General features: G+C 65.5%; 23 protein-coding genes. 11 read left to right on the forward strand and 12 right to left on the reverse strand.

All coding sequences use genetic code 11. From position 1 onward, the window contains the following. Position 1: 1 nt before the first annotated feature. The 4 genes from A9513_RS33805 to A9513_RS33820 all read left to right on the forward strand — a co-directional run bounded on the left by A9513_RS33805 (position 2) and on the right by A9513_RS33820 (position 4,128). Entirely contained in the window at positions 2–853 is an 852-nt protein-coding gene (locus tag A9513_RS33805) for an ABC transporter permease (protein WP_054909776.1), read from the forward strand. Beyond that, the gene (locus A9513_RS33810) at positions 850–1,692 is read left to right on the forward strand and encodes an ABC transporter permease (RefSeq protein WP_218060711.1); all 843 of its coding nucleotides are present in this window, start codon (positions 850–852) and stop codon (positions 1,690–1,692) included. Before A9513_RS33805 ends, A9513_RS33810 begins: the two co-directional genes overlap by 4 nt. A 90-nt stretch (positions 1,693–1,782) precedes the next feature. After that, on the forward strand, positions 1,783–2,934 hold the full coding sequence (locus tag A9513_RS33815; protein ID WP_024762764.1) for a Xaa-Pro peptidase family protein: 1,152 nt from the start codon (positions 1,783–1,785) through the stop codon (positions 2,932–2,934). 99 nt (positions 2,935–3,033) lie between these two features. Continuing rightward, positions 3,034–4,128, forward strand: coding sequence for a hypothetical protein (locus A9513_RS33820; protein WP_083196271.1), 1,095 nt, complete (start codon positions 3,034–3,036; stop codon positions 4,126–4,128). Between the two features lie 124 nt (positions 4,129–4,252). On the opposite strand, the gene A9513_RS33825 is transcribed toward A9513_RS33820, so the two are convergent. The 3 genes from A9513_RS33825 to A9513_RS33835 all read right to left on the reverse strand — a co-directional run bounded on the left by A9513_RS33825 (position 4,253) and on the right by A9513_RS33835 (position 7,195). Next, positions 4,253–5,059: a lytic transglycosylase domain-containing protein gene (locus A9513_RS33825; RefSeq protein ID WP_065086630.1), complete on the reverse strand. Its 807-nt coding sequence runs from the start codon at positions 5,057–5,059 to the stop codon at positions 4,253–4,255. Between the two features lie 379 nt (positions 5,060–5,438). After that, on the reverse strand, positions 5,439–5,798 hold the full coding sequence (locus tag A9513_RS33830) for a cupin domain-containing protein (protein WP_024762766.1): 360 nt from the start codon (positions 5,796–5,798) through the stop codon (positions 5,439–5,441). A gap of 11 nt (positions 5,799–5,809) precedes the next feature. Beyond that, positions 5,810–7,195, reverse strand: coding sequence for an FAD-binding oxidoreductase (locus tag A9513_RS33835; protein ID WP_065086631.1), 1,386 nt, complete (start codon positions 7,193–7,195; stop codon positions 5,810–5,812). Positions 7,196–7,347: 152 nt separating this feature from the next. Here A9513_RS33835 and A9513_RS33840 point away from each other — a divergent pair, with 152 nt between their 5' ends. The 3 genes from A9513_RS33840 to A9513_RS33850 all read left to right on the forward strand — a co-directional run bounded on the left by A9513_RS33840 (position 7,348) and on the right by A9513_RS33850 (position 10,238). Further along, positions 7,348–8,175, forward strand: a complete 828-nt coding sequence (locus A9513_RS33840) for a nuclear transport factor 2 family protein (RefSeq protein WP_038803177.1) — start codon at positions 7,348–7,350, stop codon at positions 8,173–8,175. Positions 8,176–8,248: 73 nt separating this feature from the next. Then, entirely contained in the window at positions 8,249–8,626 is a 378-nt protein-coding gene (locus A9513_RS33845) for a DUF3592 domain-containing protein (RefSeq protein ID WP_024762768.1), read from the forward strand. Between the two features lie 139 nt (positions 8,627–8,765). Then, positions 8,766–10,238 (forward strand): aldehyde dehydrogenase family protein, encoded by a 1,473-nt coding sequence (locus A9513_RS33850; protein WP_024762769.1) that lies wholly within the window; start codon positions 8,766–8,768, stop codon positions 10,236–10,238. A gap of 209 nt (positions 10,239–10,447) precedes the next feature. On the opposite strand, the gene A9513_RS33855 is transcribed toward A9513_RS33850, so the two are convergent. After that, positions 10,448–11,362 (reverse strand): LysR family transcriptional regulator, encoded by a 915-nt coding sequence (locus A9513_RS33855; protein WP_024762770.1) that lies wholly within the window; start codon positions 11,360–11,362, stop codon positions 10,448–10,450. A 106-nt stretch (positions 11,363–11,468) separates the two neighbouring features. Between A9513_RS33855 and A9513_RS33860 the strand changes: the two genes are divergently transcribed. The 3 genes from A9513_RS33860 to A9513_RS33870 all read left to right on the forward strand — a co-directional run bounded on the left by A9513_RS33860 (position 11,469) and on the right by A9513_RS33870 (position 15,842). Beyond that, the gene (locus tag A9513_RS33860; RefSeq protein ID WP_065086632.1) at positions 11,469–13,205 is read left to right on the forward strand and encodes an amidohydrolase; all 1,737 of its coding nucleotides are present in this window, start codon (positions 11,469–11,471) and stop codon (positions 13,203–13,205) included. A gap of 61 nt (positions 13,206–13,266) precedes the next feature. After that, complete coding sequence (locus tag A9513_RS33865; RefSeq protein WP_038803178.1) at positions 13,267–14,346, forward strand: C45 family peptidase; 1,080 nt, start codon at positions 13,267–13,269, stop codon at positions 14,344–14,346. 161 nt (positions 14,347–14,507) lie between these two features. After that, positions 14,508–15,842, forward strand: coding sequence for an MFS transporter (locus A9513_RS33870; protein ID WP_024762772.1), 1,335 nt, complete (start codon positions 14,508–14,510; stop codon positions 15,840–15,842). Here the strand turns inward: A9513_RS33870 and A9513_RS33875 are convergent. Then, a complete protein-coding gene (locus tag A9513_RS33875) occupies positions 15,839–16,723 on the reverse strand; it encodes a DMT family transporter (RefSeq protein ID WP_038803179.1) in 885 nt (294 codons plus the stop codon). The genes A9513_RS33870 and A9513_RS33875 overlap by 4 nt on opposite strands. A 221-nt stretch (positions 16,724–16,944) precedes the next feature. Between A9513_RS33875 and A9513_RS33880 the strand changes: the two genes are divergently transcribed. Then, positions 16,945–17,694, forward strand: coding sequence for an ABC transporter substrate-binding protein (locus A9513_RS33880; RefSeq protein ID WP_065086633.1), 750 nt, complete (start codon positions 16,945–16,947; stop codon positions 17,692–17,694). 45 nt (positions 17,695–17,739) lie between these two features. On the opposite strand, the gene A9513_RS33885 is transcribed toward A9513_RS33880, so the two are convergent. The 7 genes from A9513_RS33885 to A9513_RS33915 form a co-directional block, all read right to left on the reverse strand. Continuing rightward, positions 17,740–18,285 carry an arsinothricin resistance N-acetyltransferase ArsN1 family B gene (locus tag A9513_RS33885; protein WP_024762774.1) on the reverse strand — a complete coding sequence of 182 codons (546 nt, stop codon included), beginning with the start codon at positions 18,283–18,285 and terminating at the stop codon, positions 17,740–17,742. A 7-nt stretch (positions 18,286–18,292) separates the two neighbouring features. Then, positions 18,293–18,994 carry an arsenical resistance protein ArsH gene (gene arsH, locus A9513_RS33890; protein WP_065086634.1) on the reverse strand — a complete coding sequence of 234 codons (702 nt, stop codon included), beginning with the start codon at positions 18,992–18,994 and terminating at the stop codon, positions 18,293–18,295. Between the two features lie 12 nt (positions 18,995–19,006). Beyond that, positions 19,007–19,477 carry an arsenate reductase ArsC gene (locus tag A9513_RS33895; protein ID WP_043273942.1) on the reverse strand — a complete coding sequence of 157 codons (471 nt, stop codon included), beginning with the start codon at positions 19,475–19,477 and terminating at the stop codon, positions 19,007–19,009. Between the two features lie 27 nt (positions 19,478–19,504). Further along, positions 19,505–20,788 (reverse strand): arsenic transporter, encoded by a 1,284-nt coding sequence (locus A9513_RS33900; RefSeq protein WP_043273941.1) that lies wholly within the window; start codon positions 20,786–20,788, stop codon positions 19,505–19,507. A 20-nt stretch (positions 20,789–20,808) separates the two neighbouring features. After that, positions 20,809–21,156: a metalloregulator ArsR/SmtB family transcription factor gene (locus A9513_RS33905; RefSeq protein ID WP_043273940.1), complete on the reverse strand. Its 348-nt coding sequence runs from the start codon at positions 21,154–21,156 to the stop codon at positions 20,809–20,811. Between the two features lie 179 nt (positions 21,157–21,335). Then, the gene (locus A9513_RS33910; protein ID WP_043274015.1) at positions 21,336–21,953 is read right to left on the reverse strand and encodes a class I SAM-dependent methyltransferase; all 618 of its coding nucleotides are present in this window, start codon (positions 21,951–21,953) and stop codon (positions 21,336–21,338) included. Between the two features lie 49 nt (positions 21,954–22,002). After that, positions 22,003–22,932, reverse strand: coding sequence for a LysR family transcriptional regulator (locus A9513_RS33915; protein ID WP_043273939.1), 930 nt, complete (start codon positions 22,930–22,932; stop codon positions 22,003–22,005). Between the last annotated feature and the right edge of the window lie 55 nt (positions 22,933–22,987).

Genomic DNA, 22,987 nt, shown 5'->3' on the forward strand with positions numbered 1-22,987 from the left:
GATGCGACGTTTCGCACCGGGCGTGCTGCCGGTCTACGGCCTGCTGATCCTGCCGCTGCCATTGCTGGTGGTGGTCGGCTACCTGCTGCCGACCCTCGGCGTGCTGGGCTGGAGCTTCAGCCTGCCGGAGTGGGGCACGCAGAACTACGCGGCGATTGCCGACAACGCCAACCTGCAGGCCGTGATCTGGCGCACCCTGCGCATCTGCCTGCTGACCACCGCGATCAGCGTCGCCATCGCCTACCTGATCGCCTACCGCTGGCGGTTCGCGACGCCGCGCGGCCGGCAACTGATCGAGCTGTTCGTGCTGCTGCCGTTCTGGCTGTCGATGCTGATCCGCGCCTTCGCCTGGCTGGTGCTGCTGCGCAACGGTGGGCTGGTCAGCCAGGGGCTGATGGCCACCGGCTGGTTCGACGCGCCGCCGCCGCTGGTGCGCAACGAACTGGGCGCGCTGATCGGCATGGTGCACTTCATGGTGCCCTATGCGGTGCTGCCACTGCTGTCGTCGCTCAAGCAGGTGGACGACAGCCTGCTGCGCGCATCCAGCAGCCTGGGCGCCAGCCACTGGCAGACGCTGAAGGACATCTTCATCCCGCTGACGCTGCCCGGTGTGGTCGCCGCATCGGCCATCGTCTTCGTCTTCAGCCTCGGCTGCTTCGTCACCCCGGCGCTGCTGGGCGGCGGCAAGGCGGCAATGCTCGCGGAGTACATCTACGTGCAGATGTTCCAGCTGTCCAACTGGGGCCTGGGCGCCGCGCTGAGCATCGTGCTGATGCTGCTGGTGGTCGGTTGCGCGCTGCTGTTCGGACAACTCATCGGCTACCGCCGCCTGCTTGGGAGGGCTGAGCTGTGACTCCGCAGGGAACCTATCTCTCCGCCATGCCCAAGGGCGTGAAAAAGCCGCAACTGCCACGCCCGCAGATCGGCCGCTGGCTGTCCTGGGCCGCCCTGGCGCTGTCCGCGCTGTTCCTGCTGCTGCCGATCCTGGTGATCGTCCCGCTGTCGTTCGGCAACCAGCGCTACCTGGCCTTCCCGGACGGCGGCTGGTCGCTGCGTCACTATGCGACGCTGTTCGACGGCGCCTGGCTGGTGTCGATCCTGCAGAGCCTGGGCCTGGCCCTGGTGGTCGGTGCGCTCTCCACGGCGCTGGCTTTCCTGTTCGCCACCGGCATCTGGCTGCAGCGCCGGCACCGCACGCTGCTGACCGCCATCGTGCTGCTGCCGATGATCGTCCCGCAGGTGGTCTCGGCCATGTCGATCTACTACCTCGATGCGCGCCTGGGCGTGCTCGACAGCCTGCTGGGCGTCGGTTTCGGCCACCTGCTGATGGCGCTGCCGTACTCGGTGATCGCCATGCTGGTGGCCTACGCGCGGCTCGACCAGAGCCTGTACAAGGCCTCGCGCTCCCTCGGTGCCGGGCTCTGGCCGACGCTGTGGAACGTGCTGCTGCCCAACGTGCGCGGCGGTGTGCTCGGCAGCTTCTTCATGGGCTTCGTGATGAGCTGGGAAGAAGTGGTGGTGACCCTGTTCACCAGCGGCCTGAACGTGGTGACGCTGCCCAAGCGCATCTGGGACGGCCTGCGCTACAACCTCGACCCGGCGATTGCCGCCGTGTCCACCCTGATGATCGTCCTCACCCTGGTGGTGATGCTGGTACGCCTGTACCTGGCGCGACAGCAACCACCCAGCTGACTGTTTCAACCCAGCATACGGCCGCTGGATGGCGGCCCCAAACAACAACACCTGTGTCGCTTGCACCTTGTCCCTGAGGAGGGAATCCCCATGCTTACTGCTTTCCCCGCTCGCACCTACCGTCAACGCGTCGAAGCCGTCAAACGCCGCATGGCCGACCGTGGCCTGGATGCCCTGGTGGTCAACTACCCGGACAACATCAACTACCTGAGCGGCTTCGACAGCCTGGGCTTCCTCTGGTACCAGGCGCTGATCATCTCGCCGAAGCTGGCCGAGCCGGTGTTCCTCACCCGCACCAGCGAAGAGCCCTGCACCTGGGAGCTGTCGTGCATCAACGAGGCGATCTTCTATGACATCGCCAAGCAGGACCCGCTGAAGATCGTTGCCGACGTGCTGGCCCAGGCGGGTTTGAGCCAGGCGCGCATCGGCCTGGAGATGACCGCTTCGACCTTCTCTCCGGCACAATACAACGCGCTGCTCGGTTATATGCCAGAAGCCCGTTTCGAAGACGCCGGCCCGCTGGTCGCCGAGAACCGCCTGATCAAGACCGCCGAGGAAATCGAGTACCAGCGCAGCGCCGCGCGCATGGCCGACCAGGGCATGCTGGCCGCCTTCGAGGCACTGCGTCCGGGCATCTCCGAGGTGGAAGTAGCGGGCATCGTCGCCAACGCCCTGGGCCGCGCCGGCAGCGAGTACTCGGCGATCAGCCCGATGTGCGCCACCGGCCGCCGCAGCACCATGACCCACGCCATGCCGCACCGCCAGACCATCAGCCATGGCGACGTGGTGATCCTCGAACACGCCGGCGTGTGCAACCGCTACCACGCCATCCTCATGCGCACCGCAGTGATCGGCAAACCCAGCCCGCGCGTGAAGGAAGTCGCGACCCTGCTCACCGAGGCGTTCAACGCCGCCATCGAGATCGCCAAGCCGGGCACCCCGGTGGGCGAGGCCAACCGCGTGTGCAACCAGATCCTCGACCGCATCGACCTCTCGCGTACCCGCGTGCACCGCATCGGCTACAGCCTGGGCCTGGCCTACCCGCCGACCTGGCTGGAAGCGATGATGGTGGACGAGGCCGACGACCACGTGTTCCAGCCGAACATGTCGTTCTCCATCGAGCCCAACCTGTCCTTGTACAACGAAGGCTTCGGCATCAAGCTCGGCGACACCGTGCTGTGCGGCGAGAAGGGCTCGGCGAGCCTTTCCGAGCTGGCGCCGGAACTCACCATCATCGATTGATGGGCGTTCGCCCCCGGTCTGGCCGGGGGCGAACTTGTGTCAGTTGTCTGCGCCTGCGCGCGCAGTGATGGAAACCGAGGGCTTCTGATGAGTCACACGATGGATGTTTTCTGGCACGACGACGTGTTGCGCCACGACACCGCCGCCGGCGTGTTCGAGGCGCCGCCCAGCGACCTGCTGGCCGAACAGCTGCTGCACCCGGAGAGCAATCCCCGGCTGCTCAACATGCGCGCCATCCTCCAGCGCGGGCCGGTGGCCGGCTCGCTGCGTTGGCACGAAGGCCGCCACGCCAGCGAAGAAGATCTGCTGAGCTTCCACGATGCCGACTACCTGCGCGGCATCTTCGAGGCGGACGCCGCCGGCAAGCGCTTCAGCAGCACCACGCTGATGTCCGCCGGCAGTCTCGCCGGGCTGCTGGCCGCTGCCGGCACCAGCCTGGCGGCGCTGGAAAGCGTCCTGGCCAGCGGCCATCCGGCCATGGCCCTGGTGCGTCCGCCGGGTCACCACGCCGCGCCGGCCATGGCCGACGGCTACTGCTTCTTCAACCACGCCGGGATTGCCGCGCGCGCCGCACAGGCGGCTGGCCTGGAACGCGTCGCCATCGTCGACTGGGACGTGCACCACGGCAACGGTACGCAGGAAGGCTTCTACGACGATCCCTCGGTGTTCACCGTCTCGCTGCACATGGACCACGGCGCCTGGGGCCCGAGCCACCCGCAGACCGGCGCGGTGGACGAGCGCGGCTTTGGCGCGGGACTGGGCAGCAATCTCAACCTGCCGCTGCCGATGGGCTCTGGCGACCAGCTCTATGAGATGGTCTTCAGCCGCTTTGTCGAGCCGGCGTTGCGCGCGTTCAAGCCGGACCTGCTGATCATCGCCAACGGCCTGGACGCGTCTCAGTTCGACCCCAACGGCCGCCAACTGGTGACCATGCAGGGCTTCAACCGCCTGGCCCGCCGTGCCCGTGCGCTGGCCGACGAGCTGTGCGCCGGGCGGCTGCTGGTGGTGCAGGAGGGCGGCTACAACCCGGCGTATAGCGCTTACTGCCTGCACGCGGCGACCGAAGGCTTCCTCGGCCAGCCGTCCTCGCTGCCCGATCCGCTGGCCTACATGCCGGAACCGGCAGCGCGGGTGGAGGCCGACCTCGCTACGCTGGATGCGCGGCTGGCGGCGGCGGGGTGGACGTTCGGCTGAAGCCTTGGCGCCCTTCGTAGGGCGCATAACGCGTCAGCGTTATCCGCCGAAAAGCCGGCGGATAACTTGTTCCAGGTTATGCGCCCTACATGCTTGCTCGCGAGCCGCCTCCGTCCCCGGCGCCCTACGGATGGTTGCGATAGCGCTCGGTCAGGGACTGCACGCGGGCGACGTAGGTTTGCGTCTCGGCGTAGGGCGGTATCCCGTTGTACTTGTCGACCGTCATTTCACCCGCGTTGTAACTGGCCAGCGCCAGCCGCTGATTGCCGTTGAAGCGCTTGAGCAGCCACGCCAGGTAGCGCACGCCGCCTCGGATGTTCTGCCGCGCGTCGAACGGATCGCTCACGTTGAAGCGCTCGGCGGTGTCGGGCATCAACTGCATCAGGCCCTGGGCGCCGGCGATGGAAATGGCATTGGGCTGGAATGCCGATTCGGCATGGATGACGGCGCGCACCAGCGCCCTGTCGACACCGTAGCGCACCGATGCGGCCTCGATCTCCCTGCGATAGGAACGGGTGTCCAGGCGCAGTGTGGCGACGTTGAAATCCTTCGGCGCCATGCACAGGTAGCAGCCCTTGATGTAATACACCTCGATCACATCGACTCGCGCTGAAATGCCGACCGGGCGTCGGCTCACATACTGGCGAACGCCCTTGTGAACGAAGGTGTACACGCGAATCCGATCTGCCCCCTGGCTGTTGCCCCGCTCCAACGTGGATGCGGTCCTTGCCCGGGTGCTGCCAGCGGTGCTCGCCGGGTCTTTCTGGCGAGTGCAGTGCGCGCCGGCGATGGCCTGGCTGCTGAGGCTGACGGTTCCGTCCCGTGCCTGGCACTTGAACAGGGCGTTGGCGTAAAGCGGCGCGACCAGCAATGCCAGTCCGATGCAGCCAGGAAGGCTCCTGCGAGCCCATCGCCAGGTTCTGGAACTCATCACACCGCTCCGCGCCGCGGGCGCCGATCAGGCTGGGGCGCCTGATCCGGGCAAATGGGAAATGCCAATAGGGGCTGCCGTTGCTGGGTTCATCCCCGGCAGCCCGCCGTTTCGGTTCGCTAGTTATAGCCCTTTCAAACGGCAGTGGAACTTTGGGGGACGTACGGCCTGCGGGGAGTGTGGGGCAAGGCTTACGTCTGCGCGAAGGAAGCAGGTTCGGGGGCGCAGTAGAGGCAGGGCGGAATCGTCAACGGCGATGCCAGTGTGCAGGCTGTTCGCGAGCAAGCCCGCACCTGCCGGCAAGCTCCGAAGCTGGCCGCACCGGTAGGACCGAGGGAACGTCTGGGCCTTGCTCGCGAACAATAGGCAAACGCTGAAGTTACCCGAGAATGAAATACACCTTGCGCACCGGCGTGAGGTTTTCCCAGGTGCCCTTGAAGCCCGCTGCCACGACGAACGAGTCCCCCGGGCCAAAGGTCTTCGCCACGCCGTCCGTGTCGGTCAGGCGCACGGTGCCTTCGAGGATGTGGCACAGCTCGTCGTAGTCGCACTCGCAGCGCTCCAGATGCACGCCGGCTTCCCAGATGCCGGCGATGGCGTTCTTTTCGGGGGCGCTGAAGTGCCGCCAGCTGCGGCTCTGGTAGGGCGCATCGACGATGGCCGGGTCGTTGATCTCGCGCTCCTGCGGGGCAAGGGCGGGGTTGGCGAAGTCGATGACGTGGCGGGGCAGGGTGGACATGAAGTTCTCCATCAGGAATCGAAACCGATGCCAAAGGCATCGCAGGTCTTGAGCAGCAGGTCGCGGCGGCCGGTGCGGTCTTCCTTGGCCAGCGAGCGTTGGGCGAGCTTCACGCCGAGGTAGCGCAGCGGCTCGGGCGGGAAGGGGAAGGGCTTCTGCGAGGTCATGCGCAGCTGGGTGCGTTCGGTGCGCTCGCTACCTAGCTGGTCGAGCATGTTCAGCGCGGCGAAACGGCTGGCCGACACGCCCTGGCCGGTGAAGCCCAGCGCATAGGCGACGCGGCCGCCCAGCACACAGCCGGTGAACAGCGTGGTGCGCGCCGAGGTGTCGATGATGCCGCCCCAGGCATGGCTGAACTCGACCGGGCCGAGCTGCGGGAAAGCCTCGCGGAACTGCCCGGCCAGGCGCTCGAAGCTTTCCGGGCGCTGGGTCAGGGACTCGTCGCGGCGGTTGCCGAAGTGGTAGATGGCGTCGAAGCCTGCCCAGAGGATGCGGTTATCAGCGGTCTTGCGCAGGTAATGGAACTGGTTGCCGGCGTCGGCGATACCGTAGCGGTCGACCCAGCCGATGGCACGCAGCTGCTCGTCAGTGAGCGGCTGGGTGACCAACGAATAGTCGTACACCGGGATCACGCTGGAATTCAGGTGGCCGAGCAGCGGCGGTGCAATATTGGTCGCCAGGGCGATCTGCCCGGCCTCCAGCTCGCCACGATCGCAGCGCAGCATCAGGCGGTTGCCGCGCTGGTGCAGCTCGTGCACGGGGGTGTTCTCGAACAGCTCGACGCCTTGTTCCAGGCAGACGCGACGCAGCTCGGCGGCCATTTTCGCCGGGTTGAGCAGTGCATAGTTGGGCTCGAACACGCCGGCCTGGTAGGCGGGTGAGTCCAGTTTGTCGGCCAGTTGCGCCTTGTCGAGAAACTCCGAGGCGATGCCAAAGCGCTCGTAGTTCCGCTGCATGCTGCGCAGGCCGTCGACCTGCCAGGGTTGGGCGGCAACGCTGAGCTTGCCGCGGCGCTCGAATTCGACGTCCATGCCGAAGCGCTTCAGGTCCGCTTCGAATTCGTCGAGGTTCTGTCGGCCCAGGCGTACCAGGGTTTCGGCTTCTTCCGGCCAACGGCGCAGGGCATTGCCGACGCCGTGGGAAATGCTCGGCGCGCAGAAGCCGCCGTTGCGCCCACTGGCTTCGCCGCCGCAGCGCCGCGCCTCAACCACCGCGATGCTTGCACCAGGCCAGCGCAAGCGGGCGTGGAGGGCGGTCCAGAGACCGGTGAAGCCGCCGCCGACCACCACCAGGTCGAAGCGGCGATCCGCTTCCAGCGCCGGTGCGGCGGGAGCGGGGTCGAGGGTGTCGAGCCAGTAGGGTCTGGGAGTGGCGTGCGCAAGTGGGGCGGATGTCATCGGAAAACTCCGGCAGAATGTCGGAAGAAAAAGCGGTCTTCGGGCCGCGTCCGAGTTTTGTAATCGCTCCGGGGGGCCAGGCATACGGTCCGCTGCTCTTTGCGGGCACGCCCGGAGCAGGAAATGCCGGCCGAGACCGGCAGGGGAAAACAATGATCGAAGAACAGGGCTGGAGCTCCACGCTCGACGGGACGACTCACCAGCCCGACCCGGCCAGCGCCGCTACACACGCGGTGGTCATGCGCTACCACCAGGCCTGGCGACGCCACGACATCGAGGCCCTGATGGCGCTGTTCGACCCGCAGGTGGAGTACAACGATTTCTTCCAGGGGCGGCGGATCGCGCCGAGCGAACTGCGCGAGTACCTGCAGACCAGCATGCCGGCGGCGGGAGATGAGTCGCAGGTCTACACCGATCGCCTGCGGGTGGACGGTGACACGGCCTTCCTGCAGTACCAGGTGACACTGCGCGGCACGCAAGGGCTGGTGTCCTTCCGCACCACCGAGGCCTATACCGTGCGCGATGGCCTGATCATCCGGGTCAACGAGCACGCCGCGTTGATCGGTCAGCCGCAGAAAGCGGCCAGTGAGCCGCAACCGCGCATGGCCGACAGCCGGCTGGGGCTCTCAGCGCGGCAGCTGAGCCAGCTCGGCGGCGATATCCAGCAGTATTTCCAGCAGAACCGGCCGTTCCTCAATCCCGACCTGGACATGCCCCAGGTCGCAGCGGCCACCGGCTATACGCGCAACCAGATTTCCTACTTCCTCAACCAGGTGCTGGGCCTGAGCTTCTACCAGTACCTGAACCAGCTGCGCCTGCGCCACCTGCTCGGCCAACTCGACGGCGCCACCAGCGTCACGCGCATCGATGAACTGGCACGAGCCGCAGGGTTCCGTTCGCTGTCGACCTTCTACCGCTGCTTCCGCGAGGAGACGGGGCTGTCGCCCAAGGCCTATCTGGAGCAGAAGGCAGCGCTGTAGTTGAAGGTGCTGCCCCTGGCTATCCTGCTGTAGGCGGCAAGGGGCGGCTTACTTACCTATCAAGGATGATGCTATGAACCTGTTGAAGTGGGCGATCTGCCTGATCATGCTCGCTGCCTTCGCGAAGATGTGCAGCATGGAGTCCGATAGCCGCAATGGTCCCAGGGCCGATGCCGTGGTGGAGAGCACCGAGGTAGTGCGCGAGTTGGGGTCGAAGAACAGTTCTCCGCCAGCGAAATACCACGTCTACGCACACTACGTTTATGAGGTCGGCGGCAGGGAGTATCGTGCCCGCTATCTGGTCGCAATCACGGCACGCGAGTCGCGCGCTAACCAGGAAGCGGCCCAGTTTCCCGCTGGGCGGCCCATTACGATTGGCTACAACCCGAAGAAGCCTGCTTATTCGGTCATCGTCGTGCCGGAGATTCCACGCTTCCACGCGGTTCTTTGAGGTCGGGTGCGGGTCGTTGCGCGCTTCCCGGGCGTCCGCTCCGCGCGTGCCCGCATGCACGGCGCCCGCGTTCTCAACCCCGTGTCCATTTCCCTATGCTCGCCCGACAAGCATTCCAACAAGCTCAGGAGACCTTCGCATGCGCGACCAGCTCTATATCGATGGCCAGTGGCAGGCACCCGCACAGGGCGGCCGCTTCGAGGTGTACGAACCGTCCAGCGAAGCGGTGCTGACCGAGGTTGCCGCCGCTACCGGTGAGGATGTGGATGGTGCCGTGAAGTCTGCGCGTCGGGCCTTCGATGAAGGCGAATGGGGCCGGAGCACCGGCAAGGAGCGCGCCGGCTACCTGCGCGCCATCGCCGACAACCTGCGTGGCCGCCGCGAAGACCTGGCCCGCCTGGAAGTGCAGGACAACGGCAAGCCGCTTCCCGAAGCACAGTGGGATATCGACGACGCCATCGGCTGCTTCGACTACTACGCCGAGCTGGCCGAGGGGCTGAACGGCGAGGGCGAAGTGGTGGCGCTGCCCGACGAGCGTTTCGCCTGCCGCGTGCTGCGCGAGCCGGTCGGCGTGGCCGGGCAGATCATCCCGTGGAACTACCCGCTGCTGATGGCTTCGTGGAAGGTCGCGCCGGCGCTGGCCGCAGGCTGCACCGCCGTGCTCAAGCCTTCGGAACTGACTCCGCTGACCGCTCTGGAACTGGCCGCCGCCGCCGATGCCGTGGGCCTGCCCAAGGGCGTGCTCAACGTGGTCACCGGCCTGGGTCGCGGCGCCGGCTCGCCGCTTTCGGCGCATCCGGGCGTGGACAAGCTGGCCTTCACCGGCAGCGTGCCTACCGGGCGCGCGATCATGCAGGCGGCAGCCCAGGACATCAAGAACGTCAGCCTGGAGCTGGGTGGCAAGTCGGCCTTCATCGTTTTCGATGATGCGGATGTCGAAGCGGCCGTGGAGTGGATCCTGTTCGGCATCTTCTGGAACCAGGGCCAGGTGTGCAGCGCCACCTCGCGCCTGCTGGTGCAGGATGGCCTGCATGACCGGCTGATCGAACGCCTGGTGGAGGAAACCCGTCGCATCACCATCGGCAATGGCCTGGAGCCGGGCGTGCTGCTCGGCCCGCTGGTCAGCGCCGGCCAGCACGCCAAGGTGCTGCAGGCCATCGAAGCCGGCGTGCGCGATGGCGCAAAGCTGGCCACCGGCGGCAAGCGCCCGGCGCATCGGGACAAGGGCTGGTTCGTCGAGCCGACGGTGTTCATCGATTCGCCGCTGGAGAGCGCCCTGTGGCGCGAGGAAATCTTCGGCCCGGTGCTCGCCGTGCGCCGCTTCAAGGATGAAGCCGAGGCGCTGCGCCTGGCCAACGACAGCCAGTTCGGCCTGGCGGCGGCGGTAATGTCCGCCGACCCGGCGCGTTGCCAGCGCGTGAGCCGTGGCCTGCGCGCCGGCATCGTCTGGGTCAACTGCTCGCAACCGACCTTCACCCAGGCGCCCTGGGGCGGCTACAAGCAGAGCGGCATCGGCCGCGAGCTGGGCGTGTGGGGCCTGGACAACTACCTGGAGACCAAGCAGGTCACCGAGTACCTCAGCGACCAGCCTTGGGGCTGGTACATCAAGTAAGCTGAAACTACCGGCTCAACGTCGAGCATTTGCGTATGAGCGGAGGTCGTCCGCGATCGATACCCGGCGGCTCTGGGCTGGCCGGTGACACATCGCGGACAAAGTCCGCTCCTGCGTTCGACGGGAGCCGCGCCGGTTTCCTGTAGGAGTGGGCGATGCCCGCGATCACACATACGGCGTGCTTCTTCAGGTCAGTGCCATCGTTTCGGCTAAATCAGCCCCTTCCCCTGCAAATGCTCGCGCAGGTAGTCGATGAACACCCGCACCTTGCGCGTGCTCCTTCGGTGCGGCAGGTAGAGCACATGCACCCATGGCCCGAATGCACTCTGGTCGCGCCAGCAATCCGGTAGTTGCTCCACCAGCTCGCCGCGTTCGAGGTAGGGCAACGCGCTCCATTGCGGCAGGAATTGCAGGCCCTGGCCATCCAGCAGGCACGACAGCAGGAAGTCGTAGTTGTCGCTGGCCACGCGCGGTATCGGCTGGCGGATACGGATGCGCTCGCCGTCACGCTGCACCCACCAGAAATTCCGGTTCAGCAACGGGTGGCGGAAGATCAGCCAGTCGTGCTGCTCGTAGTTCTCCAGGGTCACATCCAGGCCCTTGCGCGCCAGGTATGTCGGGCTCGCGCAGAGCAGCAGGCGGTTTTCCAGCAGTGGCTGGGCGATCACGTCCGGCAGGTCGATGGGGCCGTCGCGCAGGGCGAGGTCGTAGCCGCCTTCCACCAGATCGGCGAACTCGTCGGCCAGGTCGACCTCCAGGCGCACTTGCGGGTGTTCGCGCAGGAAGCGGCAGCACACGGCATTGAAGAAGGCCGGCGCGAAGGAGGGCGGGGCGGCGATGCGCAGGCTGCCGCGCAATTCGGTCTGCAACTGCTCCACTTCCTCCTCGGCTCGCTGCAGTTGCACCAGCGCCTGGCGCGCACCTTCCAGGTAGATGTGCCCGGCCTCGGTCAGCGCCATGCGCCGCGTGGTGCGTTCGAACAGGCGCTGGCCCAGTTCGGCCTCCAGCTGTGCGACGCCCTTGGTGATCGCCGAGGGCGTCTTGCCCAGCTGTTCGGCGGCGCGGCTGAAGCCGCCATGGTCGGCGGTGGCGACGAACATCGTCAGGGCGGTCATCTTGTCCATGGATTGCTTCCTGACAGGAACAGAAGTTGTGCGGGAAGTCGGTGTTAAAGGCGCCGGGGCTTTTGCTTAACCTTCTTCGCAGACCAACAATAACGAAGGCTTTGCGATGAAACTACTGATTCCGGCGCTGGTATCCGCCGCTTGCGCTTTTTCCTCGATGGAAACGATGGCCGCCGCCGACCTGATCTTCCATGGCGGCAAGGTCTACACCGCCGAACCCGGCCAGGCACTGCAGCAGGCGGTGGCGGTGGAGAACGGCCGCATTCTCGCCGTCGGTTCCGACGCGCAGATCTTCAAGCTCAAGCAACCGGAAACGACCGTCATCGACCTGCATGGCCAGGTGCTGATGCCCGGTTTCATTGACGCTCATACCCACCTGGTCAAGGGTGGCCTGCAGATGCTCCAGGCCAACCTGGACAACCAGGACCTGCCGCTCGCCGAGTTCGAGGGCAAGCTGCGGCAGTGGCGCGAGGATGGCCGCGCGCGACGTGGCCAGTTCCTCTATGTCGGCGGCGTGCCCACGGCGTACTGGGACGAAATCGGTGAGCTGCAGCGGCGCTTCAACCAGGGCGAATGGGCTGATCAGCCGATCCTCCTGGCCGGTGGCGACTACCACACCGGCTGGGCCAACCAGGCGTTGCTGAAACTGGCCGGCATCGACGCCGCCAAGGTCAAGTCGTTGCAGGGCGAGGAGCAGGCCACCATCGGCCACGGTGCCGACGGTACGCCCAATGGTTTCCTGGTGGACGCCGGTCTCTATCCGGTGCAGGCACTGCTGCCGCTGCCGAGCGATGACGAGCTGCTCAAGGCGCTGAAAGGCGCGCAGAGCTATTACCATGAGCTGGGTATCACCGGCTGGATGGAGCCCCTGGCGAACGAGAATCCCGGTGGCGACATCCACAACGACTCTGTTGGCGTGCTGCCGGCCTACAAGCTGCTGGCGGAGCAGGGTGGGCTGACCGCGCATGTCGCTGCGCTGCTGATGGCCGATTCGAAGGCGACCCCGGCTGACCTCGACGAACTGGACAAGGTGCGCCAGCAGTTCATCGATGTCCCCAACCTGACGCTGCCGGGCATCAAGATCTTCGCTGACGGCGTGGCCGAGGTGCCGGCGCAGAGCGCGGCAATGCTCGAGCCCTACAGCAACTCGAAGAAGTACGGCGAACTGCTGATCGACCCCAAGCACTTCGGCGAACTGGTCAGCGCCGCCGACGCCCGCGGCTGGCTGGTGCACATCCACGCCATCGGCGATCGGGCGGTGCGCGAATCGCTCAATGGCATCGAGCAGGCGCGCAAGGATCGCCATAGCGGCATCCCGCACTCGATCACCCACCTGCAGATGGTCAACCCGAAGGATTTCCCGCGCTTCAAGGCGCTCGACGTGATCGCTGCCATGCAGCTCTATTGGGCGGCCGCCGACGAGAACAGCGTCGATCTGGTCAAGCCCTACGTCAGTGCCATGGCTTTCCTGCACATGTACCCGGCACGCTCGCTGCTGAAGCATGGCGCGACCATCTCCGGCGCCAGCGACTGGCCGATCACCACACCCGATCCGTGGAAGGCCATCTACCAGGCGATCCAGCGCGTCGGCCCGAAAGGCGTGCTCAACGCCGCCGAGGACATCGACCGGCAGACCATGTTCCAGGCCTATACCCTCAACGCCGCGCGCACCATCCGCCTGGAGGACCGCATTGGCTCGCTGAAGCCGGGCAAGCAGGCTGACCTGATCCTGCTCGACCGCGATGTGTTCACGGTCAAGCCGGAAGCGCTGCGTGACACCCGGGTGCTCAAGACCTGGTTCGCCGGCCGCGAAGTCTATAGTCGTTCGAGCGACAAACTCTGATCCAGCCAGAGCGCCGCGGCGCTCTGGCTTCTTGAAATAAAGCAATTGCAGGAGCCTTGCCGTGATCCTTCACACCTTCACCACCGACATCCGCGACCCGCTGCAGCGTGGCCGGCAGATCGGCGAAACCTTCTCCGAGCAGATCCGCCAGACCGTGGCGCTGTACCTGGACTTCTTCCCGCGCGTCGGCGTGGAGATCGACAAGGCACGGGCCATCGGCGAGGGCAGCCTGTCCGCGCTGGCCGACTGGTGCCCGGCGCTGGCGAAGGAAGTGGAGGGCCTGGCCCTGGGCGCCGGCCTGCCGCTGTGGCAGCTGGCAGCGCTGAATGCGCGCACCGAAGTGCTGGCGGTGATGCCCGCACAGCCGGTGGAGGGCGAGTGCTCCACTTCCGTCCATGCGCCCGCCGGCGCCATCGCACCGCGCAGCCTGCAGACCTGGGACTGGCACGACAGCCTGGTGCCCCACGGCCTGCTGCTGGGCTTCACCGGCAGCACCGGCCTGACCGCCAAGTTGTTCACCGAGTTCGGCATGCTCGGCAAGATCGGCGTGAACAGCGCGGGCCTGGGCGTGCACTTCAACATCCTGCACCACGAGAGCGACAACGGTAGCGCCGGTGTGCCGGTACACGCCATCGCCCGCCGCGTGCTGGAAGAAGCCACCAGCGTCACCGAGGCCATCGACATGGCGCGCTCGGCGCGGGTCAGTGCGTCCACCGTGCTCAGCGTGTTCACCCGCAACGATGTGCGCGCGCGTGCCGCGAGCATCGAGATGAGCCCGGCGCACACCGCCGTGGTGGTGCCGCGCGAAGATGGCTGGCTATTGCATACCAACCACTTCCTCGACGGCGAACTGAGCTGGGGGGAGCGTACCGCGGATGTCTCCACCACCTACGCGCGCCTGGAGCACCTCAAGGCGGGCACCACCGGCATGACCGGCAAGGCCCTGCGCGAACGTGCCGACGCCTTCTGTGGCGCCGACGGCGACCAGGCGGTGGTGTGCTTCCATCCGGACATGTCCGAGCCGGACACCGAGCGCTGGGAAACCCTGCTGAGCATCGGCCTGGACACCGCCGGTTGCGCGCTGGAGTACGTGGCTGGTACGCCGAAGAAAATGGCCGATGAGGGCTTCCTGCGGTTCTAGAGGCAAACGGGTGAGGGCAATGTCCGAGCGCTGAAGTTCGCTTCACCGCCGATCGTAAAACGTCACAACGCAACTACTCAATTTCAGAACTTACGCCCCCGTGGCAGCCCACCGGCCGCCGCGCGGGCTTCGTATTGCCACAAAAACAAGAGTGAACCGCCATGATCGACCACACGCCCGCCGCGCCGGGCTCGCGCTCGGCCTTTCGCACCTTCTGCGTCTCCGGCATGGGCACCGCGCTGGAGTTCTACGACTTCGTCATCTACGGCTACGCCGCCGCGCTGATCTTCCCGCAACTGTTCTTCCCTGGCATGGACCGGCTGACCGCCGTACTGGTGGCCTTCGCGGCCTTTGGAGCCGGCTTCTTCGCCCGGCCATTGGGCGGCGTGGTGTTCGGGCACCTGGGCGATCGTTATGGCCGGCAGAAGGCGCTGGTCGCCACCCTGATGCTGATGGGCCTGAGCACCTTGCTGATCGGCTTCCTGCCGACCCACGCCAGCATCGGTGCCGCCGCGCCCGTTCTGTTGGTGTTGCTGCGCCTGGTGCAGGGTTTCGCCGCCGGTGGCGAGTGGGGCGGGGCGGCGCTGTTCGGCATTGAGGTCGCACCTGAAGGCCGCCGCGGCCTGTGGGGCAGCTTCACCAGCATGGGTATCGGCATCGGCGGCATCTTCGGTTCGGCGGTGTTCGCCATCGTCAGCTTCGCCTTCGACGATGACCTGAGCGGTATTGCCTGGCGCATTCCGTTCTGGCTCGGTGGCCTGCTGGTGCTGATCGGTCTCTACGCGCGCCTGCAGAACACCGCGCCGCAGCCCAAGGCCGCGCCGAAAGCCGAGGCGCGCATGCCGCTGATGGAAGCTTTCCGCCGCCGGCCGCGCGAGCTGTTGCTGTGCATCGGCATCGCCTTCGGCTACGTCACCATCGCCTATATCGGCAGCACCTTCTTCCTCGCCTACGCGACCGACATCGGCTACAGCAGCAGCCACGCCCTGCTGTTCGACTTCTCGCTGTCGGTGGCCATCGTCGCGTCCGCGCCGTTCTTCGGTCACTTGTCGGACCGTTTCGGCAGGCGTGCAGTGATGATCTTCGGCGCGGCGATCATGGCGCTCGGGCTGTTCGCCTTCTTCCCGCTGATCGGCTTGCACAACCTGCCGCTGGCGTTGCTGGCGTATATCGCCGTGGGCTTCTTCATGGGGGCGACCCAGGGGCCGATCCCGGCTTTCCTCGCCGAGCAGTTCCCGCGGGAGATGCGCTACTCGGGGATTTCCTTCAGCTACCAGATCGGTGCGGCACTGGGTGGCGGCACGGCCTCGAGCATCGCTACCGCCATTCTCATCGCTACCGGGCGCAACCCGTTCGGCGTCGCGCTTTACGGCGCGGCAGCGCTATTGCTGGTGGCGATCTGTTCCTGGCTGCTGCGCGAAACCTCGCATCTGCCGATGGAGCTGATCGACCGCGATGACGCCTCGCCGGGTGTCGCCCAGGCTCAGGTCGGTTAAGTCACGGCGCGGGCTTTGGTGCCGGGCACCAGGCCGAGCACCAGGGCGCAGCCGATCAGGATGATCAGCGCGCCCACGCCCTGCACCAGCGACAGGCTCTCGCCCAGCACCAGGGCGCCGATCAGGACGGCGACCACGGTGACGACGAACTCCACGCTGATGGTTCTGGTCGCGCCGATTCGCGAGACGAGCTGGAAGTAGACGACGTAGTTCACCGCGCTGAATATGCAGCCGCAGATCAGCAGGAAGAACACATCAATCGGTTGCGGCGTGCCGGGCACCGGCACCCAGATCAGCAAGGGCAGGGTCAGCAGGCCGCCGATCCCGAACGCGCCGCAGGTCACTTCCCAGGGGCCGGCGGTGCGCAGCTTCAGGCTGGCGTAATTGCTGCCGAAGGCCGCGCAGACGGCGCCGAACACGGAGGCTGCGCTGCCGAGCATGAACTCGTGGGTGATCGGCACCGCCGGGAAGCCCACCAGCAGCACCATGCCGAAGAAACCCAGCACCAGCCCGCCGAGGCCGCTCCAGGTGATGCGTTCCAGGCCCCAGAGGCGGCCGATGAGCATCGAGAACAGCGGAATCCCGGCGACGAAGATCGCTGCCATGGCGGTGCCGATGCGCGGGGTGGCGTAGGTCATGCCGATCAGTTGCCCGGCCACCGTGGTGGCGCCAACCACGCACAGCGGCTTCCACAGCCCTGCGAAGTTCAGCTGGCGCCCGGCCAGCCGTGCCACGGCGAACAGCGTGAAGCTGGCGATCAGCGCGCGGAAGCTGACCGCGCCAACCCAGCCGAAGCCGGCGATGGCCTTGAGCAGCACAAGGAAGGACAGCCCCCAGCCGACGGCGAGGAACAGGTAGGCGGCAAGGTCGCGCGGTTGCATACGACTCCGGTGGCACAAGGCAGCAGGGGCCGCCAAAGCGTGGCAGCGAATGCCGCTATCTTGCCGGTCGCGCTTGACGCTTGGGAAGGCAGCACGCCGAGGTTTTCCGCCTGCCTGTGCCGCCCTGCGCTGGCGGTGGCGGCGCCAGGTGGCTGGTACTATGATTTTCAGCTCCTCACTTCAGCACGTCGCTGTCCTGCCACTCCCGCCAAGCGAGCCTTGTGAAGCCTTCGACCATCTGTGCAGCCTTGCTCTGTTCATTGCTCAATGCCGGGGCCTGGGCAGGGGACTATCGGGTCGTCACCGAAGAGTGGGCGCCTTACAACTACGTCGAGAACGGCCAGCTCACCGGCATGGCGACGGACATCGTCAAGGCCATCATGGGGCTGACCGGCGATGATTTCGCGATCGAGCTGTTGCCCAGCATGCGCACCAGCCTGGCCCTGCAGTCGCAGCCGAAGACCATCATGTTTTCCATGTTCCGCACGCCGGCGCGCGAGCCGCTGTACAAATGGGTAGGCCCGATCGTCGAAGAGTCGATCCATCCCTATCAGTTGGCCAATGCGCGCCAGCCGGCGAATACCCTGAGCGACCTGCGGGGCGCTCCGCGCATTACCACCCGGCATGCCGGGCTGGTTCCGGAGACGCTGGAGGCCATGGGCTTCGACAATCTCGACAAGCGCGCCACCGGCAGCCCGCAGCTCTATCTCATGTTGCTGGCCGGGCGTACCGACATCATCGTCGGCGACACCGATGCCGGCGTCGCGTATTACAGCCGCCAGTTGGGCCTGTCGCCCGGCACATTGCGCCAGGTGCCGGTCGAGCTGTTTCGCTCCACGCTCTACATCGCCTTCAGCCGCGACAGCGACGACCAGCGAGTCGCCGCCTGGAGTCGCGCGCTGGAGCGGTTGCGCGAGTCCGGCGAGCTGGCGCGCATTCAGCGTCGATACGAGAGCCCGGACCTGCAGTGAGATCGTCCGGGTACTTGCGTCGCGCCTTGTCCGTGTGCGGGAGGCTCAGCCCGCGATGTCCCGATACGGACGTGGCTCGCCGGGGGACTGGCTCGGCGGGCCAAGCTCAAGACGCCAGTAGCCCACGTCGTGCCATTGGCCGAGCTTGAAACCGACCTGCGGGAAGGTGCCGACATGCTGGAAACCCAACCGCTCATGCAGGCCGACACTGGCTGCATTGGGCAGGGCAATGCCGGCATAGGCGGCGGTGAATCCCTGCCTGGCCAGGATGGGGAGCAGCTCGGCATAGAGGCTGCGGCCCACACCCGAGCGCCGCTCGCTCTCCGCGATGTAGACCGTGACATCCACTGCCCATCGATAAGCAGCGCGCGCCCGGTGCTGGCTCGCATAGGCGTAGCCGGCCATGCGCCCATCGCGTAACGCAACCAGGTACGGGTAAGTCTGCAGGGTCGTGCAGATCCTCTGCCGAATCTCTGCGGCACTCGGCGGCACCTCTTCGAAGGAGATCGCCGTTCCACTCACGATCGGCGCGTAGATGGCCTGGATTGCTGGTGCATCCTCGGGGCGCGCCTCCCTGATTTCGCTGGGCATGGTCACCTCAGATCGAGCGCTGATTCACACGGGCGGACAGCTGCTCGGCATTCTCCTTGCGCTCCGAATAACGATCCACCAGGAACTCCTGGCGATCCCGCAGCAGCAGGGTGAACTTCACCAGCTCCTCCATGACGTCGACCACGCGGTCGTAGTACGCCGAGGGCTTCATCCGGCCCGCCTCGTCGAACTCCAGGTAGGCCTTGGGMACMGAGGAYTGGTTGGGRATGGTGAACATGCGCATCCARCGGCCAAGKACGCGCARYTGGTTGACCACGTTGAACGACTGCGAGCCGCCGCAGACCTGCATCACCGCCAGCGTCTTACCCTGGGTGGGGCGCACGGCGCCGAGTGCCAGGGGAATCCAGTCGATCTGCGCCTTGAACACGGCCGAAAGCGCTCCGTGGCGCTCCGGCGAGCACCACACCTGGCCTTCCGACCACAGCACCAGATCACGCAGTTCCTGCACCTTGGGATGCTCCACCGGCACGTCGTCAGGTAGCGGCAGGCCCGAAGGATTGAAGATGCGCGTCTCGGCGCCGAAGTGCTCCAGTAAGCGCGAGGCTTCTTCAATCAGCAGGCGGCTGAAGGAGCGTTCGCGCGTAGATCCATAGAGCAGCAGGATGCGTGGCTTGTGCTCACTGGTGCGGGTTGCCGCTGGCGGCAGGTCGAACAGCGAAAGGTCGAGGTTGGGCAGTTGCTCGGACATGTTTCCTCCTGCTCAGAGAGCGCCGATGCGATCCAGCTCGCGCTTGAGTTCGTCGCGGCCGAGGGTGGCGAAAGGAAGGCCGAAGAAGGCCCGGCAGCGCAGCTCGATGCGAGCCAGCGTGGCGCGGAAGGCGGCGTTGATCGAAGCCTCGTCCCCCTCGATATCCGACGGGTCTTCCAGTCCCCAGTGGGACCTGAGCGCCGGGCCAAAGTACACCGGGCAGGCTTCGCCGGCAGCCTTGTCACAAACGGTGATGACGATGTCCGGCGGGGTGCCTTCGAAGGCATCGTTGCCCTTGCTGCTCAGGTCCGCCGTGGAGATGCCGGCCTGCTGCAGGGTAGTGAGGCTGCGCGGCAACACCTGGCCCTTGGGGAAGCTGCCGGAGCTGACCGCCTCGAAGCCTTCSGGCGCCAGGTGRTTGAACAGCGCYTCGGAGAGGATGCTGCGGCAGCTGTTGGCCGTGCACATGAACAGGACTCGCATGGAGGTCTCCTCCGCTCAACGCGGACGTCAGAGGCTCAGGCGCAGCGCCAGGGCCGAAAGGGTGATCAGCAGGACGGGCAGGGTCAGCAGGATGCCGACCTTGAAGTAGTAGCCCCAGGTGATGCGCATGCCTTTACGCTCCAGCACATGCAGCCAGAGCAGCGTGGCGAGGCTGCCGATGGGGGTGATCTTCGGGCCGAGRTCRCAGCCGATSACGTTGGCGTAGATCATCGCCTCGCGCACCAGGCCTTCCGCRCCGCTGGCCTGGATCGACARSGCGCCGACCAGCACGCTGGGCATGTTGTTCATCACCGATGACAGCAGCGCCGAGAGCAGGCCGGTACCGATGGCAGCGCTCCACAAACCCTGTTCGGCAAGGTGGTCGAGCAGGTGGGTGAGGAACTCCGTGAGGCCGGCATTCTTCAGGCCGTATACCACCAGGTACATGCCGAGGGAGAAGATCACCACCTGCCAGGGCGCTTCGCGCAGCACGCGGCGGGTGGAGATGCGGTGCCCGCGAGCGGCGACGGTAAACAGAATGGCCGCACAGGCAACGGCCACCGCGCTGACCGGAATGCCCAGCGGTTCCAGGGCGAACAGGCCGACCAGCAGCACCAGCAACGTCCACCAGCCGACAATGAAGGTGGCGCGGTCGTGTATCGCCGCCTTCGGCTCCTTCAGCGCGTCGAGCGCGTACTGCCTCGGGATATCGCGGCGGAAGAACAGGAACAGCACCAGCAGGGTGGCGGCGACACTGGCGAGGTTCACCGGCACCATCACCGAGGCGTACTCGGCAAAGCCCAGGCCGAAGTAATCAGCCGAGACAATATTCACCAGGTTGGAGACCACCAGCGGCAGGCTCGCTGTGTCGGCGATGAAGCCCGCAGCCATGACGAAGGCCAAGGTTGCGGCCGGCGAGAAGCGCAGGGCGAGCAGCATCGACATGACAATGGGCGTGAGGATCAGTGCAGCACCATCGTTGGCGAACAGCGCCGAGACAGCAGCGCCGAGCAGTATGCAGAAGGCAAACAGCCGGTAGCCGCTGCCATTCGCCCAGCGCGCGACGTGCAACGCGGCCCACTCGAAGAACCCGGCCTCATCCAGCAGCAGGCTGATGATGATGACGGCGATGAACGTGGCGGTGGCGTTCCAGACAATCGCCCACACGGTCGGGATGTCATGCAGCGAAACCGCGCCGGCGGCCAGGGCGATGATCGCTCCCAGCGCGGCACTCCAGCCGACGCCGAGGCCCTTGGGTTGCCAGATGACCAGAACGAGGGTGAAGACGAAGACAGCAACGGCGACCAGCATGGAAGACTCGCTCGAGGGGATCAGCAGCAGGCGGCATCACGGACGGGGCGGCCGTCCATGTTCTGCAGGCGGAGGGTGTTGTCGGCCAGCCATTGCGCGTTGGCTCGCAGGGTGACCTGCAGCATCTCGTGTACCCAGTCAGGCAGCTCGGGGTTGAGGCGGTAATACACCCACTGGCCCTGGCGRCGATCCAGCAGCAGGCCGCTGCTGCGYAGYTGTGCCAGGTGGCGGCTGATCTTCGGCTGGCTGTCGTCCAGCGCGCACATCAGCTCGCAGACGCAGAGTTCGCCCAGACTGGCGATGAGCAGGGTGGCGCGAACACGGGTCTCGTCGGCCAGGCTCTTGAAGACTTCGGGCGGAGTGATCATGACTGCACCTCGCATATTCAAAATCGAATATACGTATATCCATATGTTTAATGCAAGAGCATCACCTAAAAATGCCGGTTGATGGCTGTCAGGTGTTCTGCAGCTAATCGCCTATTGCAGCGCTACTGCCGTCAATCACACGGAGACTTCCCGCTCGTGGATTAAGCAAATATCAGTGTTCAACTCAGTTTTCGGCAGTAGCAATAGAGGAATTTCTGCACCGTCCCGAAGGGGGTTCTGTGGTCTTCCTTAGCATGCCCCAGCAGTTGGTAGTCGGCACCGAACTCCCCATGCAGAGCTTCCGCGCTGTAGCGCCTTACAGGCAAACCGCTGCACTTCTTAGGGCCGTCCTCAGCAAAGGTCCCGATGATGACAAAGCCGCCGGGCTTCACCGCGCGGTCGACTACCTGGAGGTACCGCAGCCTATCCTGCGGCCCTGTCAAAAAGTGGTAAACAGCGCGATCGTGCCAGAGATCGAACTGGTGTCGCTGGAGCTCCACCTGGGTTATGTCCGCCTCCAACCAATGGACATCGCAGGCTTTAGTACCAAGCCGTGCCTTCGCTACTGCTAACGCGGAGGCCGAGATGTCGAGGACGGTCAGATCGTTGAAGCCCAACCCCAGAAGATCATCCACCAAAGTTGACGCCCCGCCGCCTACATCAATGACAGCAGACGCCGGGTTAACACCCAACTGGCGGATCAAGGCAACCGAGCTGTCGGCATGTTCCTGGTACCAACTCACTGCTTCGGCGCTTTTCTCGGTATACACGCGCTCCCAATGGGATTTGCTCTTCATCATCTGTTCCTGGGCTAACGAAGCAAGTGCAAGCATCTTTCGGAAAAACTCAGTCGATCAACTCAACCTCTGGGATACCAGCCGCGGTTGTCTCCTTGAGCAGCGAAATGAACTCCGTCAGATACGGCTTGCTGCTCTCGGAGGGCAAGGTCGCTGCCCAGATTTCCGATGTCAGTCCTTCTCGGGTAATCGGTTTGGCGGTCACGTATTGCCGTTGCAGATAACTCTGAACGGCCCAGCGAGGCAATACTGCTATCCCGCGCCCTGTGGCGACCAGCATCAGGATCGCCACGGTCAGCTCCGTGGTGCGTCGGACCGGCTTGATGCCAGCTGGGCGGAGCAGCAAGCGAACAACATCCAGGGCGTCGTCTTCCACCGGGTAAGTCACCAGGGTTTCGTCACGGAAGTCTTCCGCCTCCAGGTGGGCCTTCTGCGACAGCGCATGGTCGTTTGCCACCAACCCCACAAGGCGATAGCGGAACAGGCCATGAAAATCGACACCCTGCTCGTCCTTGTCCGCGCAGGAAACTAGCGCGAGATCGGCACGACCTTGATGAAGCAACCCGATCGGATCGGCGTGGTAACCCGACACCAGATCGATCTCCACCTCGGGCCAGCGCGCACGGAATGCATCCACCGCCGGCATCAGCCAGTCGAAACAGGTGTGGCACTCGATGGCGATCCGCAGCGTGCCGCTGACGCCGCTAGTCATGCGCAGCAGATCGCGAGTGGTCTGGTTGAGGATGGGAACGACCTGGTCCGCAGCTTCCAGCAGACGCCGCCCAGCGGGCGTGAACATCACGGGAGAGGATTTGCGCACGAACAATGACACGCCGTAAAAATCCTCCAACGCCTTGATGTGGTGGGACAGCGCACCCTGCGTCAGACGCATCCAGGTCGCAGCCTTGGACACACTGCCGCTGTCGCGCAGGGCAATCAGCGTTTGCAGGTGGCGAATATCGATGGGAATCCGATCCATTAAAAATACTGAGATCAAGTCGAGTGATTATTCGTTTGAATAATATTCGCTCAAT

This window comes from Pseudomonas sp. AU12215, from assembly GCF_001675465.2.
GTDB classification, from domain to species: Bacteria; Pseudomonadota; Gammaproteobacteria; order Pseudomonadales; family Pseudomonadaceae; genus Pseudomonas; species Pseudomonas nitroreducens.

Excerpts from the sequence above, each read along its gene's own strand:
- A9513_RS33885 (WP_024762774.1), bottom strand. The coding sequence starts at position 18,285 with ATGCCCAGCGAAATCAGGGAGGCGCGCCCCGAGGATGCACCAGCAATC.
- A9513_RS33805 (WP_054909776.1), top strand. The coding sequence starts at position 2 with ATGCGACGTTTCGCACCGGGCGTGCTGCCGGTCTACGGCCTGCTGATC.
- A9513_RS33820 (WP_083196271.1), top strand. The coding sequence starts at position 3,034 with ATGGATGTTTTCTGGCACGACGACGTGTTGCGCCACGACACCGCCGCC.
- A9513_RS33830 (WP_024762766.1), bottom strand. The coding sequence starts at position 5,798 with ATGTCCACCCTGCCCCGCCACGTCATCGACTTCGCCAACCCCGCCCTT.
- A9513_RS33850 (WP_024762769.1), top strand. The coding sequence starts at position 8,766 with ATGCGCGACCAGCTCTATATCGATGGCCAGTGGCAGGCACCCGCACAG.
- A9513_RS33825 (WP_065086630.1), bottom strand. The coding sequence starts at position 5,059 with ATGAGTTCCAGAACCTGGCGATGGGCTCGCAGGAGCCTTCCTGGCTGC.
- A9513_RS33845 (WP_024762768.1), top strand. The coding sequence starts at position 8,249 with ATGAACCTGTTGAAGTGGGCGATCTGCCTGATCATGCTCGCTGCCTTC.
- A9513_RS33855 (WP_024762770.1), bottom strand. The coding sequence starts at position 11,362 with ATGGACAAGATGACCGCCCTGACGATGTTCGTCGCCACCGCCGACCAT.
- A9513_RS33910 (WP_043274015.1), bottom strand. The coding sequence starts at position 21,953 with ATGAAGAGCAAATCCCATTGGGAGCGCGTGTATACCGAGAAAAGCGCC.
- A9513_RS33835 (WP_065086631.1), bottom strand. The coding sequence starts at position 7,195 with ATGACATCCGCCCCACTTGCGCACGCCACTCCCAGACCCTACTGGCTC.
- A9513_RS33840 (WP_038803177.1), top strand. The coding sequence starts at position 7,348 with ATGATCGAAGAACAGGGCTGGAGCTCCACGCTCGACGGGACGACTCAC.
- A9513_RS33860 (WP_065086632.1), top strand. The coding sequence starts at position 11,469 with ATGAAACTACTGATTCCGGCGCTGGTATCCGCCGCTTGCGCTTTTTCC.
- A9513_RS33915 (WP_043273939.1), bottom strand. The coding sequence starts at position 22,932 with ATGGATCGGATTCCCATCGATATTCGCCACCTGCAAACGCTGATTGCC.
- A9513_RS33870 (WP_024762772.1), top strand. The coding sequence starts at position 14,508 with ATGATCGACCACACGCCCGCCGCGCCGGGCTCGCGCTCGGCCTTTCGC.
- A9513_RS33815 (WP_024762764.1), top strand. The coding sequence starts at position 1,783 with ATGCTTACTGCTTTCCCCGCTCGCACCTACCGTCAACGCGTCGAAGCC.
- A9513_RS33875 (WP_038803179.1), bottom strand. The coding sequence starts at position 16,723 with ATGCAACCGCGCGACCTTGCCGCCTACCTGTTCCTCGCCGTCGGCTGG.